This window comes from Candidatus Paceibacterota bacterium, assembly GCA_028718635.1.
In the GTDB taxonomy this organism is placed as follows: Bacteria; Patescibacteriota; Minisyncoccia; order Phycocordibacterales; family UBA9973; genus UBA9973.
Window position 1 is genome coordinate 479,406 of record JAQULK010000001.1, and the last position, 13,935, is coordinate 493,340.

16 protein-coding genes and 1 tRNA gene are annotated in these 13,935 nt (G+C 35.2%); 14 read left to right on the forward strand and 3 right to left on the reverse strand.

What is annotated here, in order from left to right:
* On the reverse strand, window positions 1-1,989 hold the full coding sequence (locus PHT16_02620; GenBank protein MDD5721314.1) for a hypothetical protein: 1,989 nt from the start codon (window positions 1,987-1,989) through the stop codon (window positions 1-3).
* 178 nt (window positions 1,990-2,167) lie between these two features.
* On the opposite strand from PHT16_02620, the gene PHT16_02625 reads away from it, so the two are divergent.
* The 12 genes from PHT16_02625 to PHT16_02680 all read left to right on the forward strand — a co-directional run bounded on the left by PHT16_02625 (window position 2,168) and on the right by PHT16_02680 (window position 11,655).
* Window positions 2,168-3,181 carry a rod shape-determining protein gene (locus tag PHT16_02625; protein ID MDD5721315.1) on the forward strand — a complete coding sequence of 338 codons (1,014 nt, stop codon included), beginning with the start codon at window positions 2,168-2,170 and terminating at the stop codon, window positions 3,179-3,181.
* A 2-nt stretch (window positions 3,182-3,183) separates the two neighbouring features.
* The gene (locus PHT16_02630) at window positions 3,184-3,897 is read left to right on the forward strand and encodes a hypothetical protein (protein ID MDD5721316.1); all 714 of its coding nucleotides are present in this window, start codon (window positions 3,184-3,186) and stop codon (window positions 3,895-3,897) included.
* A gap of 131 nt (window positions 3,898-4,028) precedes the next feature.
* Window positions 4,029-4,580: a ribosome recycling factor gene (gene frr / locus PHT16_02635; GenBank protein MDD5721317.1), complete on the forward strand. Its 552-nt coding sequence runs from the start codon at window positions 4,029-4,031 to the stop codon at window positions 4,578-4,580.
* Window positions 4,581-4,607: 27 nt separating this feature from the next.
* A complete protein-coding gene (locus PHT16_02640; GenBank protein ID MDD5721318.1) occupies window positions 4,608-5,741 on the forward strand; it encodes a site-2 protease family protein in 1,134 nt (377 codons plus the stop codon).
* A gap of 62 nt (window positions 5,742-5,803) precedes the next feature.
* Window positions 5,804-6,538: a M24 family metallopeptidase gene (locus tag PHT16_02645; GenBank protein ID MDD5721319.1), complete on the forward strand. Its 735-nt coding sequence runs from the start codon at window positions 5,804-5,806 to the stop codon at window positions 6,536-6,538.
* On the forward strand, window positions 6,535-7,500 hold the full coding sequence (locus PHT16_02650; protein ID MDD5721320.1) for a D-alanine--D-alanine ligase: 966 nt from the start codon (window positions 6,535-6,537) through the stop codon (window positions 7,498-7,500). The genes PHT16_02645 and PHT16_02650 overlap by 4 nt, the downstream gene beginning before the upstream one ends.
* Window positions 7,501-7,502: 2 nt before the next feature.
* Window positions 7,503-8,651: an alanine racemase gene (gene alr, locus PHT16_02655; GenBank protein MDD5721321.1), complete on the forward strand. Its 1,149-nt coding sequence runs from the start codon at window positions 7,503-7,505 to the stop codon at window positions 8,649-8,651.
* A gap of 136 nt (window positions 8,652-8,787) precedes the next feature.
* Entirely contained in the window at window positions 8,788-8,946 is a 159-nt protein-coding gene (gene rpmG, locus PHT16_02660; GenBank protein MDD5721322.1) for a 50S ribosomal protein L33, read from the forward strand.
* Between the two features lie 70 nt (window positions 8,947-9,016).
* A tRNA-Trp gene (locus tag PHT16_02665) sits at window positions 9,017-9,087 on the forward strand.
* Window position 9,088: 1 nt separating this feature from the next.
* The gene (locus PHT16_02670) at window positions 9,089-9,355 is read left to right on the forward strand and encodes a hypothetical protein (protein MDD5721323.1); all 267 of its coding nucleotides are present in this window, start codon (window positions 9,089-9,091) and stop codon (window positions 9,353-9,355) included.
* 52 nt (window positions 9,356-9,407) lie between these two features.
* On the forward strand, window positions 9,408-10,973 hold the full coding sequence (locus PHT16_02675; GenBank protein ID MDD5721324.1) for a PAS domain S-box protein: 1,566 nt from the start codon (window positions 9,408-9,410) through the stop codon (window positions 10,971-10,973).
* Between the two features lie 4 nt (window positions 10,974-10,977).
* Complete coding sequence (locus PHT16_02680) at window positions 10,978-11,655, forward strand: queuosine precursor transporter (GenBank protein ID MDD5721325.1); 678 nt, start codon at window positions 10,978-10,980, stop codon at window positions 11,653-11,655.
* A 117-nt stretch (window positions 11,656-11,772) separates the two neighbouring features.
* Here PHT16_02680 and PHT16_02685 read toward each other — a convergent pair whose 3' ends face one another.
* A complete protein-coding gene (locus PHT16_02685; GenBank protein ID MDD5721326.1) occupies window positions 11,773-12,114 on the reverse strand; it encodes a phage holin family protein in 342 nt (113 codons plus the stop codon).
* Between the two features lie 40 nt (window positions 12,115-12,154).
* Between PHT16_02685 and PHT16_02690 the strand changes: the two genes are divergently transcribed.
* Together PHT16_02690 and PHT16_02695 are read left to right on the forward strand one after the other, a co-directional pair.
* Complete coding sequence (locus PHT16_02690) at window positions 12,155-12,358, forward strand: hypothetical protein (protein MDD5721327.1); 204 nt, start codon at window positions 12,155-12,157, stop codon at window positions 12,356-12,358.
* A gap of 78 nt (window positions 12,359-12,436) precedes the next feature.
* The gene (locus PHT16_02695) at window positions 12,437-13,417 is read left to right on the forward strand and encodes a tyrosine-type recombinase/integrase (GenBank protein ID MDD5721328.1); all 981 of its coding nucleotides are present in this window, start codon (window positions 12,437-12,439) and stop codon (window positions 13,415-13,417) included.
* A gap of 34 nt (window positions 13,418-13,451) precedes the next feature.
* Here the strand turns inward: PHT16_02695 and PHT16_02700 are convergent, their stop codons facing one another.
* Entirely contained in the window at window positions 13,452-13,913 is a 462-nt protein-coding gene (locus PHT16_02700; protein MDD5721329.1) for an Ada metal-binding domain-containing protein, read from the reverse strand.
* Between the last annotated feature and the right edge of the window lie 22 nt (window positions 13,914-13,935).

Consider the following 13,935-nt stretch of genomic DNA (forward strand, 5'->3'; position numbering starts at 1 on the left):
TTACAATAGATCTTCAGGATCTACAAATATTTCAAAAAAAGAGGGAAGAGAAAAAAGTTTAGCCAGAAGATTTTCATCTATAAAAGAATTGATAGAAATTTCTGGAAGAGACCATTTTTGAGTGTCAATTTTTATTAATGTATTTGTCACATATTTGCTTTTATTTTTAGCTATGAATCCGCTAAAAATTTCAGGAGAATATTCTTTAAAAATTTCTTCTAATATTTTCCTTGCCTTTATTGTTTGCTCTTTATCGCCAAAATATGTGATCTTAATAAAACGTTTATATGGTGGATAGGATAGTCTGCGTCTATCCTCCAATTCTTCCCGCACAAAAGATAATAAATTTCCTGATTTGATGGCGAGGATGGCAGGGTCATTTTCATTTTTTGTTTGGATAATAATTTTTTCTTCAGTGTTTTCGATTATGGAAAGTATGATTTGAATGATTTTTTCTCCCATTTTAAAATTTGGAATGCTCCAAAGTGAATCAAAAGAAGCCACGATAGAAAGCGGAATCTTGTCTTTGAGATAAAAAAATGCCATTTCTGTGCCCATGAGAATTGCTCCTCCGCTTTCAGCAGAAAATTCCCTTATAATTTTTTTCGCTCCAGCTGCTGTTTTTGCTGATTCTTTATCCAGCTTAAAAATTTTTATTTTCGGCTCGCCCGTAGGGCTATGCCCGAGGTGAAAAGTCTTCTCTATTTCTTCAAATACAGTATCGGTGCCGATGCCGAGAGGCAGCAGATTCCAGCTTCCACAAGAAACGCAAGCTACGTCTCCCTCTTTGTTCATCTCACATCTATTGCATATAAACATTCTTTTTTTGTTTTGGTGAGAACTATAAAGGACTAGGGGTGCTTTGCATTTTTCACAACTTACTATTTCATTGCAGTCTTTGCACAGAGTCATGGTTGCCAAACCTTTTCGGAGAGTAAAAATGAAGATCTTCTTTTTATTTTCAAGCGTAGATTTTATTTCTTTTATACTTTCGTCATTAAATATTTGGAATTTTTTATTATCTTTTTTTTCCCCGCCTGCCAATTGGCGAGCGGGTTTTCCTAAAACCTCTATTTTTCCATTAAAATCAATTCTAAAAGACAATGGATATAAGGAATTAAAATTACCAATATCTTTTCTCCCTATTGTCTCGTAACGTAGGATCTTATCAGCCATTACAAATCTTGCATTTATTTTTGAAGCATAAATTTCTACAAAAACTCTTAAATCAATATGAGTCTTATTCATCATCCTATAAGCATTCGAATTTTCATGTTCTAAAATTATAGTGCCAATGTCTTTTTTAGGAATAGATAGAAATATCGGAGTACAAATGATCAGGACCGGATGAGTTGAGTTCACAATTTTCTCATAAGTTGCTAAATTTTTTTTAGCACTTATTCCGCCGTGCAAAGAAAAAGTGAATTGTTCAATTCCTTTTGATAATTGATCAGTAAATTTTTCTATATCTGTCTCTGTTGGCAGAATCATAAAGATAGATTTATTTCTAGCAAAGGATTCACGAACCAGAGTTTTATATATAGAGATGCGGTCTCTTAATGGATATTGAAACAATAACTTCTCTGCTTTCAACTTTAATGTTGATCTTTGTGCAGGCTCGGCTCGTACATTTTGCAACCTGGCAATCTTGTCGTATTCTTCTATAAAAATATTTGGAATTAATGAAGAAATAGTGCTGTTTTTATTTTGAGCAAAATATTTACTTGTATCAAAAATCGTATCTAAAAATTCTTTTAAAAAAACTGAACTCCCTTTATCTTTTGAGACTTTTCTAAGATTAAAATTCATTTTTCGTACATTGCTTTTTTCTGCTTTTAATTCTTCACTCGCGGTAACCAATGCCAAGGTTTCTTTATTTCTTATTGAAACAGACACAATGTTTCCAACATTTATATTTGAATTGGTAAAATAAGTTAAATCACCACTCGGGACACTTTTTTTAAGCGGTATTATAGATATTATTTTCATATAATTTATGTTTCATTCTAGCATAAAAATGTGTTATACCCCCACACCTATTTCCTTGATTTTAAATAGGTGTGGGGGTATATTGCTTCTATGGGTCCTGTTAGAAACCGCGGTCGCAATTTAATAGAAATAATCAAAACTAGTCACGGCTTTTTGACCGCGACCTGTTTCTAACGGGATGGCATTCTTTTCAAATAAATTAGGGATAGATTTAGGAACGGCTAATACGCTGGTATTTATGCCTGGTAAAGGCATCGTTTTAAACGAGCCTTCAGTTGTGGCAGTTTCTGAACAAGATAATAAAATTATAGCGATTGGTTTTGAAGCAAAAGACATGATAGGTAAAACCCCGGAATCTATTATTACTTATTGTCCAATGAAAGATGGAGTTATAGCAGACTATCGAGTTACTGAAGCAATGCTCCGTTATTTTATTGGGAAAGCGATGGGTAAATTTAATTTTTTTAAACCCGATGTAATGATTTCTGTTCCTGCTGGGGTGACTTCTACTGAAAGAAGAGCTGTGATTGAAGCAGCGATACGTGCCGGAGCTAAAAATGCTTATGTGGTTAAAGAGCCGATATTGGCGGCGATTGGCGCAGGGATTCCAATTTATGAATCTAAAGGCTATATGGTTGTAGACATTGGCGGAGGCACGACAGATGTGGCAGTAATTTCACTTGGGGGAATTGTATCTTCTACTTCAGTAAAGTGCGCCGGAAATAAAATAGATCAAGCCATAGCAGATTATATTAAAAAGACTTTTAACTTAGCGATCGGTGATAGAACCGCCGAAGAGGTAAAAATTAAAATTGGTGCGGCTGTTCTTTTAGAAGAAGAGCTTCGTGTTACCATAAAAGGCAGAGATTTTATCCAAGGATTGCCGAGAAGCGCCCAGGTGGGGACTAATGAAATTGCCAAGGCAATAAATGATGAATTGAAACAAATAATAAAAGCTATTAAAGATGTCCTTCAAGAAACTCCTCCAGAGCTCGCTTCAGATATTATTGACCATGGGATCATTATGACCGGCGGTTCTTCTCAATTAAGAAATCTTACAGATTTGGTTTATAGAAAAACCGGAGTCAAAGCTACCCTGGCTGAAGATGCTCTTTTTTGTGTGGTGAAAGGCACAGGCATAGCTCTCGAGCATTTAGATGTTTATAAAAAAACAGTTTTAAGTAAAAAGTAGAAATGAATATTTTAGAGCACTTAGATAAAAATAATTTACACCACGCATATTTGATAGAAGGCGCGCGGGAAGAAATTTTTTTAGAAATTAAGGAATTTTTAAAAAAAATTGACGTAGATACTGTCGGTAATCCTGATTTTGTCAATATTTCAATTGATAATTTCAAAATCGATGACGCTTTTGCTTTACGTTCAATGTCGGCTGGTAAAAGTTTTTCTTCTGTAAAAAAAATATTTTTAATTTATGCTAATACTATGTCTATAGATGCTCAAAATGTTTTACTTAAAATGTTTGAAGAACCGATAGAAAATACACACTTTTTTCTAATAGTGCCGGATGCCAACTTTCTATTGAAAACTTTCATTTCTAGATTTTATTTAATTTCAGCTAGGCCTTGCCTAGATGAAGAAGAGGCGAAAGAGATAGAAAAATTTATTAAGATGCCATTAAAAAATAGAATCGATTATATTAAAGAATTACTTGCCGTGCCTGAGGAAAAAGAGGAGGACATCGCTCCACTTGATTCTGCCCGTTCCAAAGCTTTAAGATTTTTAGATGCATTAGAATTTGTTTTACATAAAAAAATGTCAAAGGCGGCCTTTGACATTAATCCATTTCTTCATTTTTTCAAAGTCCGAGAATTTCTTCGTATGCCAGGAAGTTCCACAAAAAGTTTGATGGAATCTGTAGCTTTAATTACACCAAATATGTTATAATAGGAGTATGCAATCCCGTTAGAGATCGAATAGTTAAAAAATCAATCGGGTTGTAAATAAAAATATCAGCGAGTTTTGTCGAATTATTAACTTAAATTACGAGAATCTAAAGATTCTCTATCTCTAACGGGATGCAATATAATTTTTCAAATTTCAAAATGGAGTTAAAAAAAGTGGGAGGATTTTTGAGTAAAGAATACAACCAACTTAACATAGGACGTGCATCACCAATGGTGCTTGATGGTATATCTGTTGAATCATACGGAACATTTCTCCCTATAAAGAATGTGGCTTCTGTGTCTATCGAGGATCCGAAAACACTTCGCATAGCTCCTTTTGATAAAACTCAAATAAAAGGGATAGAAAAGGCGATCATCGCTTCAAATTTAGGTTTGTCGGTGGCGACTGACGACATGGGCATCAGAGTTATTTTCCCGCAACTAACGACTGACACCAGAAAGACTCTCGTAAAAGTTTTAAAGGAAAAACTAGAAGAACAGAGGATCGCTGTGCGCAGGGAACGCGAAACTATTTTGAGTGATATAGAGGCGAAGGAAAAAGGCGGTTCGATGACTGAGGATGAAAAGTTTCGAGCCAAGGAAGAATTGCAAAAAATTGTCAACGAAACAAATAGCAACCTGGAAGCAATTTTTGAGAAAAAAGAGCGTGAAGTAATGGGGTAGAAGTCAATTACGAATTAAGAATTACGAATGAGCATAATTATTTTTATAATCATCCTTCTAGTACTAGTACTAGTTCATGAAGCTGGGCATTTTTTTACTGCGAAAGGATTCGGCATCAGGGTGGACGAATTTGGCTTTGGTTTTCCGCCGAAATTATTCAGTTTTAAAAAAGGGGAGACAGAATACAGTTTCAATTTATTGCCCTTGGGCGGTTTTGTTAGAATTTTCGGAGAGAATGTTGATGAGGCTAATTTACTGGAAGTTGGATTTTTAGATAAAGAAAATACTCCTGAAAAGATTGAATTGGAAAAAAGAAGTCTAGCAAATAAGCCAAAATGGCAGCAAGCTTCAGTGCTTTTCGCCGGAATTTTGGCTAATTTTTTATTAGCTTGGATTTTATTTTCTATTGGTTTTATGTCTGGGCTTCCGACATCGGCCGGCAGTGAACTTGCTGGTTATAAATTGCAAGATGTGAATTTGGTAATCGTTTCCATTCTGCCGAAATCTCCTGCTGAAAATGCGGAGCTCAAAATAGGAGATAAAATCGTAAATATAAAAAATGATAATAATTTTTCAGCCTCTATAAGTCCTGAAATTATAAAATCTTTTGTGGTTGATGGCGGAGGTAAGGAAATTGACATTGGATACACCCGAGGCAAAAATCCCGAAGTAAACATTGCCAAAATAACTCCAAAAGAAACCAACGGAGAATTTACCATCGGTATTTCGATGGATGAAATCGGTACGGCAAAATTACCCTTTTTTAGTGCGCTTTCAGAAGGGATGAAGCTAACCTGGTTTATGACCAAAAATACAGCTATAGGTCTTTTTACGCTTATTGTTGACGGGTTACGAGGGCAGGGGAGCTTTGCTTCAGTGACCGGCCCTGTCGGCATGGTTGGAATTGTGGGAGATGCTTATCAATTTGGCTTCGTCTATCTTTTATCCTTCACTGCCTTAATTTCAATAAATCTTGCAATCATAAATTTGATTCCATTTCCAGCTCTCGATGGCGGGCGGCTTTTCTTTTTATTAATTGAAAAAATAAAAGGTTCGCGCATCAATCCAAAAATTGCGAACACTTTAAATATGGTTGGTTTTAGTATTTTGATATTGCTTATGATTGTCATTACTTATCACGATGTAGTTAAATTGTTTTAACCTCTCCCCAACCCCTCTCCATATTAATGGAGAGGGGAAAGCAAGGGGTGAGGAGAATTTTTATGCAAAAAACGAAATTGATTCATGAAGTCAGGGCGGTAAAAAGCAAAAAAGAACTTGCAAATATTATTAAAGCGCAAAGAATCAGCGAAAAAGTTTTGCAAGATGTTTTGAAAATTCTAAAGACTGGAGTGAGCGAAATTGAAATCGCTAATTTTATGAAAAGATCTTTTATAAAATACAGCGCACCCATTTTATCTTTTGCACCAATTGTTTCTTTTGGTAAAAATACTGCTGATATTCATCATGAACCCGGAAGCGCAAGGTTAAAAGAAGGTGATATGATAATGCTGGATTTTGGATGTACGGTAAACCATTATTGCTCGGATATGACGAGAACTTATTTTTGGGGAGAGCCTAATAATCGACAAAAGAAAATTTATGAAAGTGTTTTAAAAGCTCAAAATCTCGCTCTAGAAAAAATACGAAAAGGGGAGAGAAGAGGAAAAATGATAGATAAGGCAGCCAGAGATTTCTTAAATAAAAAATATGGCGCGAAGAAGTTTGCTCATGGTCTTGGTCACGGAGTCGGCACAGTTATCCACGAATGGCCGAATTTCAAACCGAAGAGCAAAGACGTAATTCCCACAGGTTGCGTGATGACTGTAGAACCAGGGCTTTATTTTAAAGGTTTTGGCGGAGTACGTATAGAAGATATGGTTTTAATAACCAAAAATGGTTATAAGAATCTAACAAATGTGCCGAAAGATTTTAAAAGTGTTATATTAAAATCATGAAGAAGAAATTAAAAATCGGGGTGTTAATGGGAGGAAAATCAGCGGAGCATGAAGTGTCGCTCAAGTCAGCCAACAATGTGATTAAAGCGTTGGATGAAACAAAGTATCACATTACTCCGATAAAAATAAACAAAGACGGAAAATTCGATTTCAACAATCTTAAAAATTTTGATGTTATTTTTCCAGTAATGCATGGACCTTTCGGTGAGGACGGCAGTATGCAGGGTCTTTTAAAACTCGCCAGTGTTCCTTTTGTGGGGCCAGGAGTGCTCGGTTCGGCTGTCGGAATGGACAAAGATGTTACCAAAAGACTCTTGCGAGATGCTGGTATTCCTATTGGAAAATTTATCACTGTTAAATTTGGCGACAAAATAAATTTTAGTAAAATAAAAAAAGAACTTGGTTTGCCACTTTTTATTAAGCCAGCCAATATGGGCTCATCGGTCGGAGTTAGTAAAGTGCGAAATGAAAAAGAATTCAAAAAAGCTCTTGGTGAGGCGTTTAAGTTTGACACTAAGGTAATTATTGAAGAATTTATCGATGGACGGGAGATAGAGTGTGCGTTGCTTGGAAATGACATGCCTATGGCATCTATCCCAGGCGAAATTATTGCCAATCAGGATTTCTATTCTTATGATGCAAAATATATTGATGAAGGATCAGTGGCAGTCATACCAGCAAAAATCGATAAAAAGACCACAAAAAGAATTCAAGAATTAGCCATCAAAACATTTCAGGCGCTTAATTGCGAAGGAATGAGCAGGGTAGATTTTTTTCTTAAAAAAAATGGGGATATTTTAGTAAATGAGATAAATACGATTCCAGGATTTACTGATATCAGCATGTATCCTAAATTATGGGAAGCGAGCGGTGTTCCTGCCTTGAAACTTTTAGACAAGTTGCTCGAGCTTGCAATAGAAAGATTTGAAAAAGAGCAGAAATTACAAACAACAGTCAAATAATTGTGAAAAAGAATTTACCCCTCTCATATACAGAGCTTTCGAAAAGAAATTTAATTCACAATATTAAACAATTTAAAAATTTAGCCAAAAAAGGGACCCAATTCTCCGTTGCTATCAAGGGAAACGCTTATGGTCATGGACAGAATGAAGTGGCTCAAATTCTTGAGCCGTATGTGGATTATTTCCAGGTTGATAGTTTTGAAGAGTTAAGATTGTTGCGAAAAGTAAGCAAGAAAAAAGTTTTAGTTTTAGGATATATACAAAAGCTAAATTTATTAGAAGCCGTTAAACTCAGTTGTATTTTGACTGTTTTTTCAATACAGCAAATAAAGCATATATCAGCCATGGCTGATATATTAAAAATAAAACAAGAAATACATTTACCCGTAGACGCATATCTAGGACGAGAAGGATTTTTATTAGACGAATTGCCAAAAGTTTTTGGAGAAATAAAAAAGTGCAAATTTATAAAACTCACTGGCATTTATGCGCATTTTGCAAACATTGAAGATACTTCTAATTTTACTCATGCGCAAAAGCAAATAAAAGAATATCAAAAAGCTTTAAAATTGGCAGAAAAATTTAATTTTAAAAACCTACAAACACACATATCAGCGACTTCTGGACTTTTAGCTTATGAAACAGGAAAGGGGATTCATCCAATTATACGCTTAGGTATTGGCGTTTATGGAATGTGGCCTTCTGAAAATTTGAAATTATTATACAAGAATAAAATTAATTTAAAACCAGTGTTCACTTGGAAAACAAAAATAGCGCAAATTAAAATAATGCCCTCGGGGAGAACTATCGGCTATGGATTGACCTATAAAACAAAAAAAGAAACCAAGATTGCCATTATTCCTCAAGGCTACGCAGACGGATTTGATCGAGGTTTTTCCAATAATGGCGTAGTGCTGATCAAGGGTACTCGATGCAAAATTTTAGGCAGAGTGTCTATGAATATGTTTACAGTAGATGTGAGCCATCTGAAGGGTGTTAGAATGGAAGATGAAGTGGTACTTTTGGGAAAACAGGGTAAAAGTGAAATTACTGCAGAAGAAATGGCAAAAAGAATTAATACTATTAATTATGAGATGACCACGCGGATAAGTGCATTGCTACCAAGAATTATTGTGAATTACGAAACATAAACTTTTCTCCGGTACGGATTTTTCGAAGCTTGAAAAATCCTGAAGTTCTCGCGCCGCCGCGCTCGAAACCCTTGCGAAAAGTTATGTTTCGTAATTCAAGCTTGCTTTTTAAGCTTTTTTATATTAATCTATAAGTATGTCACAAGATAGACTTATAAAACTTGCTTGCGGAACTTGCAAACGCATAAATTACTGGTCCAGCAAGAACAAAAAACTCGTTACTAAAAAAATCGAGCTTAAAAAATATTGCAAATGGTGCAAAAAGCAGACGAAGCATAAGGAGGTTAAAAAGTAGATTTCAGATAGATTTTTTACTTATTTATGTTACACTTTAAACGACCTTACAAAGGATCGTTTTGTTTATTGGGTCTATAGTTCAGTGGTAGAATAGCGGTCTCCAAAACCGTTGACCGAGGTTCGAATCCTCGTGGACCCGCATGGAAGAAAGGATTCAAAAACTAGAGAAAGAAATTGAAGAAATAAAACAAAGGAATTTAAGGGTGGAAGGGGATAAGGCTTGGGAAACTAGCTATTTTCGAGTACTTTTAATTTCAGGAATCATTTATGTAGTGGCAGTGAAAGTTTTGTATTTTATTGGAAATAATAATTATTTTTTAAATGCCCTTGTTCCGCCGATAGGGTATTTTATTTCTGTGCAATCTTTGCCTTTTGTTAAAAAATGGTGGATTAAATCAAAGTCTTAGCTGTATTTATAGCATCACGGGGATTGCTATTTTCGGAGGATTATTCATAATAATGAACATGGCGCGTTTGTGGAGAAAAACATTTTCGAAAATAAAAGAAATTTTAGCTACAATATGGCAATACATTTTTGCGCTTGATTATGTCAAATCGCACAAATTAGAAATGTCCGAAAGCGAGCAAAAATTCCGCCTTATTGCCGAATCGGTAAACAATGCAATCATTACATTCGATGATGCCGGACTCGTGGTGTATTGGAACAAGAGCGCCAAACGCATTTTCGGCTATGATGAGAGGGAAGTCCTTGGAAAGTCATTTATTTTAGGTAAGAACGAAAAAGAGAACAACTGGAACGTAGAAAAAAATACCTCTGTCGAGATAATTGGTGTGCGGAAAAACGGTGAAGAATTTCCCCTGAAAGTTTCATATTCGTCGTGGAAAATCGGCGTGAAGATTTTTCATACAGCAATAGCCCGCGATGTCGGACGTTACCGTGAATCAGAACAGAAACTTCGGGATTATGCTCAAAAAATGGAGGAAGGCAAAGCATTCGATGATGCGCTTCTTTTGAGTATTGCCGACGGTATTCTGGTAACCGATACAATCGGCAGAATTACTTACATCAACAAAGCGCTCGAGGGGCTCTGTGGTATGAAGTCTTCTGAGTTATTACACCATGATCTGGATGAAAGTATCCCTTTTTTTGATGAGTTTAAGAGAAGAGTGCCACGGGACAAACGGCCTATATATATAGCGCTCGATGCAGAAAAAAGAAAAGAATTCTCGTCAGTCGCAAAATCTGCTACCTTTTATTTGGCTAATAAAAAAAGTAAACGCCTAATTCCTTTATCTATTAGTTCTGCACCGCTCGTAATAGATGGCAGTGTCAGGGGAGCGATCGGAGTTTGGCGCGACATCACCAATGAAAAAGAGATAAATAAAGCGAAAGATGAATTTTTATCTTTAGCAGCACATCAATTACGAACCCCGCTCACTACTATTTCTTTAACCACAGAAATGCTGATGAAAAATGTGGTAGGGGATATAAATAAGGAGAATAGAAAATATTTGAAAAGCATTTTTAAAGAGGTGAAAAATATGACAGAGATGGTTCAAACATTCTTAAATATTTCCCGTATAGAAATGGGTAAATTTGAAATAAAGCCGAAACCGGTAAAATTATTCGAGGAGATAGAAGAAATAGCCGAAGCAGTATTGCCTCAAATTAATCACAAGAAAGTCCGTTTTAAGAAGAAATATGATAAAAATCTTCCTACTCTAAACTTAGACAGAAGAGTTTTTAGAATAATTCTTGAAAATCTTCTTTCAAATGCTATTAAATATTCGAGACTAAACGGTCAGATAACTCTACTTGCAAAAGAAACTAGTAATAATGCTATAATACAAGTTACGGATAATGGTATTGGTATTCCGAAAAAAGATCAAGACAAAATATTTACAAAAATGTTTCGAGCAAAAAATGTTTCTGAAATCAAAAGCAATGGTTCAGGATTGGGTCTTTATTTGGTAAAAAATCTTGCAGAACAAAATGGTTATAAGGTCTCTGTCAAATCAAAAGAAGGCAAAGGCACTACTTTTTCAATTTCTTTGCCTCTCTAATTTTATGCAAACAAATCAAAAAAATTATAAATATCTTGGAGTGATCAGTGTTTTCTTTGTTTCTATTTTATTAATTTCTAATGTTGCTTCGACAAAGATTTTAGATTTTGGTTTGTTTACTTTTGATGGGGGAACTTTGCTTTTTCCTCTTTCTTATATCTTTGGAGATATATTAACCGAAGTTTATGGTTATAAAAAAGGGAGAAGCGTTATTTGGCTTGGATTTTTTATGGCTTTATTGATGTCAGTTATTTTTATAATAGTGGGCAAACTTCCTCCTGCAGTAGGTTGGGATAATCAAGCTGCGTATGATGCCATTTTAGGGTTAACACCGAGAATTGTGATAGCAAGTTTAATAGCCTACCTCTGTGGGGAATTTTCTAATTCGTATGTTTTAGCCAAAATGAAAATATGGACTAATGGTAAATGGCTCTGGACTAGAACAATAGGATCAACTCTCATCGGAGAGCTGATAGACAGCACTCTTTTTATTTCGATAGCTTTCCTTGGCGTCCTTCCTAATTCTTTGCTTTTTACCTTAATAATTTCCAATTATATATTCAAAACTGCAGTGGAGGTGCTGTTTACGCCGGCTACTTATAAAGTTGTGAAATTCCTAAAGAGGGAAGAGGGCGAAGATTATTACGACAAAGACACAGATTTTAATCCGTTTAGAGTTTAAGAATCGTGAATTACGAAACATAAACTTTTCTTAGGTACGGATTTTTCGAAGCTTGAAAAATCCTGAAGTTCTCGCGCCGTCGCGCTCGAAACCCCTGCGAAAAGTTATGTTTCGTAATTATTCTCTTTTCTCAAATACTTGCAAGACCCAGCCTATGATTGCAAGGACAATACCGAATAAAAACGCAGACCAGAAACTGTCCACTGTAAACCCTGGGACGATGTAGCTTGCCAGCATGACCAACAATCCATTTATAACTAAAACAAAAAGACCGAGGGTGAAGATTGTGATAGGCAAAGTTAAAAATATAAGTATCGGACGCAAGATAAGATTAATGGCTCCAAGAACGACAGCTAGAACAAAGGCTGCCAATAATCCGCTGACATGCACTCCGGGCAAGATATAAGCTGTTATTAATATTGCTATCGTCGAAACGATAAAATGTATAAATGTTTTCATATATGTTTATTATAACAATCAACTATGATAAAATACAAGTATGAAAAATATTTCAAAAAATAAACAGGGCGGTTTTTTACAAATAATTATTCTTCTTATTATAGTTTTGCTTTTAATGAATTATTTTCATCTCACTGTATCTGATATTTTGAATTATTTTAATCTTACTTGGGCTGAAATCATAAATTGGCTAAAGGGAGCTTTTGATTGGTTTAAATCATTATTTCAAAGCGTAGTAAGATAAGTTAAATACAACATATATTTATTATTATGTGGATAAGTTCGCTTTACATATATTGTGCGAACTAGTATACTATTGTTTATGAACAGCAAAAATGTCACTCAACCAATATCCCAATATATTCTCCCCTTTCTTGATTACTGTGAAATTGAAAAAGGATTATCTAATAATACACAACGCAATTATGAGCAGTATCTTAAATTATTTACTGATTGGCTAAAGAAAAATAATAATGAAGACTTGAAGCCACATGAATTAACCGCAAACCATATTTGGGATTATAGGTTATATTTAGCTCGAAGCTATAAAACGCGTTCTGGCGAATATTTGGGTAAGAAATCTCAAAATTATTATCTTATAGCGGTACGCGCTCTCCTTGATTTTCTTGCTGATCGTGATATAGAAACACTTTCCTCTTCTAAGGTTAAATTAGCTAAACAAAAAACAGATGAAACTATTTCTTTTCTTGAAGTTCGCGACATTGAAGAAATGCTAAAAACATCTGATATAAAAACTTCTATTGGTCTTCGCGATCGCACAATCATGGAACTATTCTTTTCGTCTGGTATGCGTATTTCTGAATTAGTAGCATTAAATGTTGATCAGATGTCATTTTTGAAAGATAAGGATACAAAACGTACATTTGAGCTTTCTATTGTTGGAAAAGGGAAACACATACGAACTATATTTATTTCTCCTCGCGCGGCTCTATGGCTTAGGATTTACCTAGCGTCAAGAAAAGATGTTCAGAAGAAGCCCTTATTCATAAATCATCGCGGAAAAGATATAGATGATGATCACAGACTTACTCCCCGCTCAATACAGAAAATGATTTCAAGATGTGCAATACTTGCAGGAATTTCAAAAAAAGTTACGCCACATACGCTTCGCCATAGCTATGCTACCGATCTTTTGAGCCATGGGGCTGACTTACGAAGTGTGCAAGAGCTTCTAGGCCATAAGAATGTTGCTACGACGCAGATTTATACCCACGTAACAAACAAGGGGCTTAGAGATATACATGAAAAGTTTCATGGAGGAAAGGAGCTTGATAATAAATAACATATTATTATGACCAGATATTGTATAACTTTTATTACCTACACGAGGTAGAAAGCGTATATCCGGCCGCTTGCGCCTCTTCCCCTGTTGTAAAGTAAACTCTGTTTTCTTGTTTGATAGTTTTCCCAGCAGAACAACCTAGAGAATAATATTTACTTCCCTTGCTTGAAGCAAAGAAATTTTTTCCTGAATTATTTGTATTATTTTCAGCTGGTGCCCTATTTTCGCTATTTATGAACGCAGATAGAACATTAGCCGTTTTGCCCGTAATTGGGTTCGTATATTCGATTTTTAGGCCTTTCTGGCTGTTTTTCTTTGATAGTCTACCTAGCTCAAATGACCCTATGCCCACTAGAATTACAATAACAACTACTAAAATATCCTTCCCCTTTTCGCTTTCTATGAATTGCTTGACCCCGTTAAAGACAGAGGGTCGCTGCGAGCCCTCGCGGTCTTTAACGGGGTTGATTTTTTCTTGGGAATTGTGTAGACTCATATTATTACTTATAAAGTATAAC

What these genes read in the sequence shown, in the direction of transcription:
- PHT16_02620 (MDD5721314.1), bottom strand. Translation starts at nt 1,989, where the DNA reads ATGAAAATAATATCTATAATACCGCTTAAAAAAAGTGTCCCGAGTGGT.
- PHT16_02625 (MDD5721315.1), top strand. Translation starts at nt 2,168, where the DNA reads ATGGCATTCTTTTCAAATAAATTAGGGATAGATTTAGGAACGGCTAAT.
- PHT16_02630 (MDD5721316.1), top strand. Translation starts at nt 3,184, where the DNA reads ATGAATATTTTAGAGCACTTAGATAAAAATAATTTACACCACGCATAT.
- frr (MDD5721317.1), top strand. Translation starts at nt 4,029, where the DNA reads ATGCAATATAATTTTTCAAATTTCAAAATGGAGTTAAAAAAAGTGGGA.
- PHT16_02640 (MDD5721318.1), top strand. Translation starts at nt 4,608, where the DNA reads ATGAGCATAATTATTTTTATAATCATCCTTCTAGTACTAGTACTAGTT.
- PHT16_02645 (MDD5721319.1), top strand. Translation starts at nt 5,804, where the DNA reads ATGCAAAAAACGAAATTGATTCATGAAGTCAGGGCGGTAAAAAGCAAA.
- PHT16_02650 (MDD5721320.1), top strand. Translation starts at nt 6,535, where the DNA reads ATGAAGAAGAAATTAAAAATCGGGGTGTTAATGGGAGGAAAATCAGCG.
- rpmG (MDD5721322.1), top strand. Translation starts at nt 8,788, where the DNA reads ATGTCACAAGATAGACTTATAAAACTTGCTTGCGGAACTTGCAAACGC.
- PHT16_02670 (MDD5721323.1), top strand. Translation starts at nt 9,089, where the DNA reads ATGGAAGAAAGGATTCAAAAACTAGAGAAAGAAATTGAAGAAATAAAA.
- PHT16_02675 (MDD5721324.1), top strand. Translation starts at nt 9,408, where the DNA reads ATGAACATGGCGCGTTTGTGGAGAAAAACATTTTCGAAAATAAAAGAA.
- PHT16_02680 (MDD5721325.1), top strand. Translation starts at nt 10,978, where the DNA reads ATGCAAACAAATCAAAAAAATTATAAATATCTTGGAGTGATCAGTGTT.
- PHT16_02685 (MDD5721326.1), bottom strand. Translation starts at nt 12,114, where the DNA reads ATGAAAACATTTATACATTTTATCGTTTCGACGATAGCAATATTAATA.
- PHT16_02690 (MDD5721327.1), top strand. Translation starts at nt 12,155, where the DNA reads ATGAAAAATATTTCAAAAAATAAACAGGGCGGTTTTTTACAAATAATT.
- PHT16_02695 (MDD5721328.1), top strand. Translation starts at nt 12,437, where the DNA reads ATGAACAGCAAAAATGTCACTCAACCAATATCCCAATATATTCTCCCC.
- PHT16_02700 (MDD5721329.1), bottom strand. Translation starts at nt 13,913, where the DNA reads ATGAGTCTACACAATTCCCAAGAAAAAATCAACCCCGTTAAAGACCGC.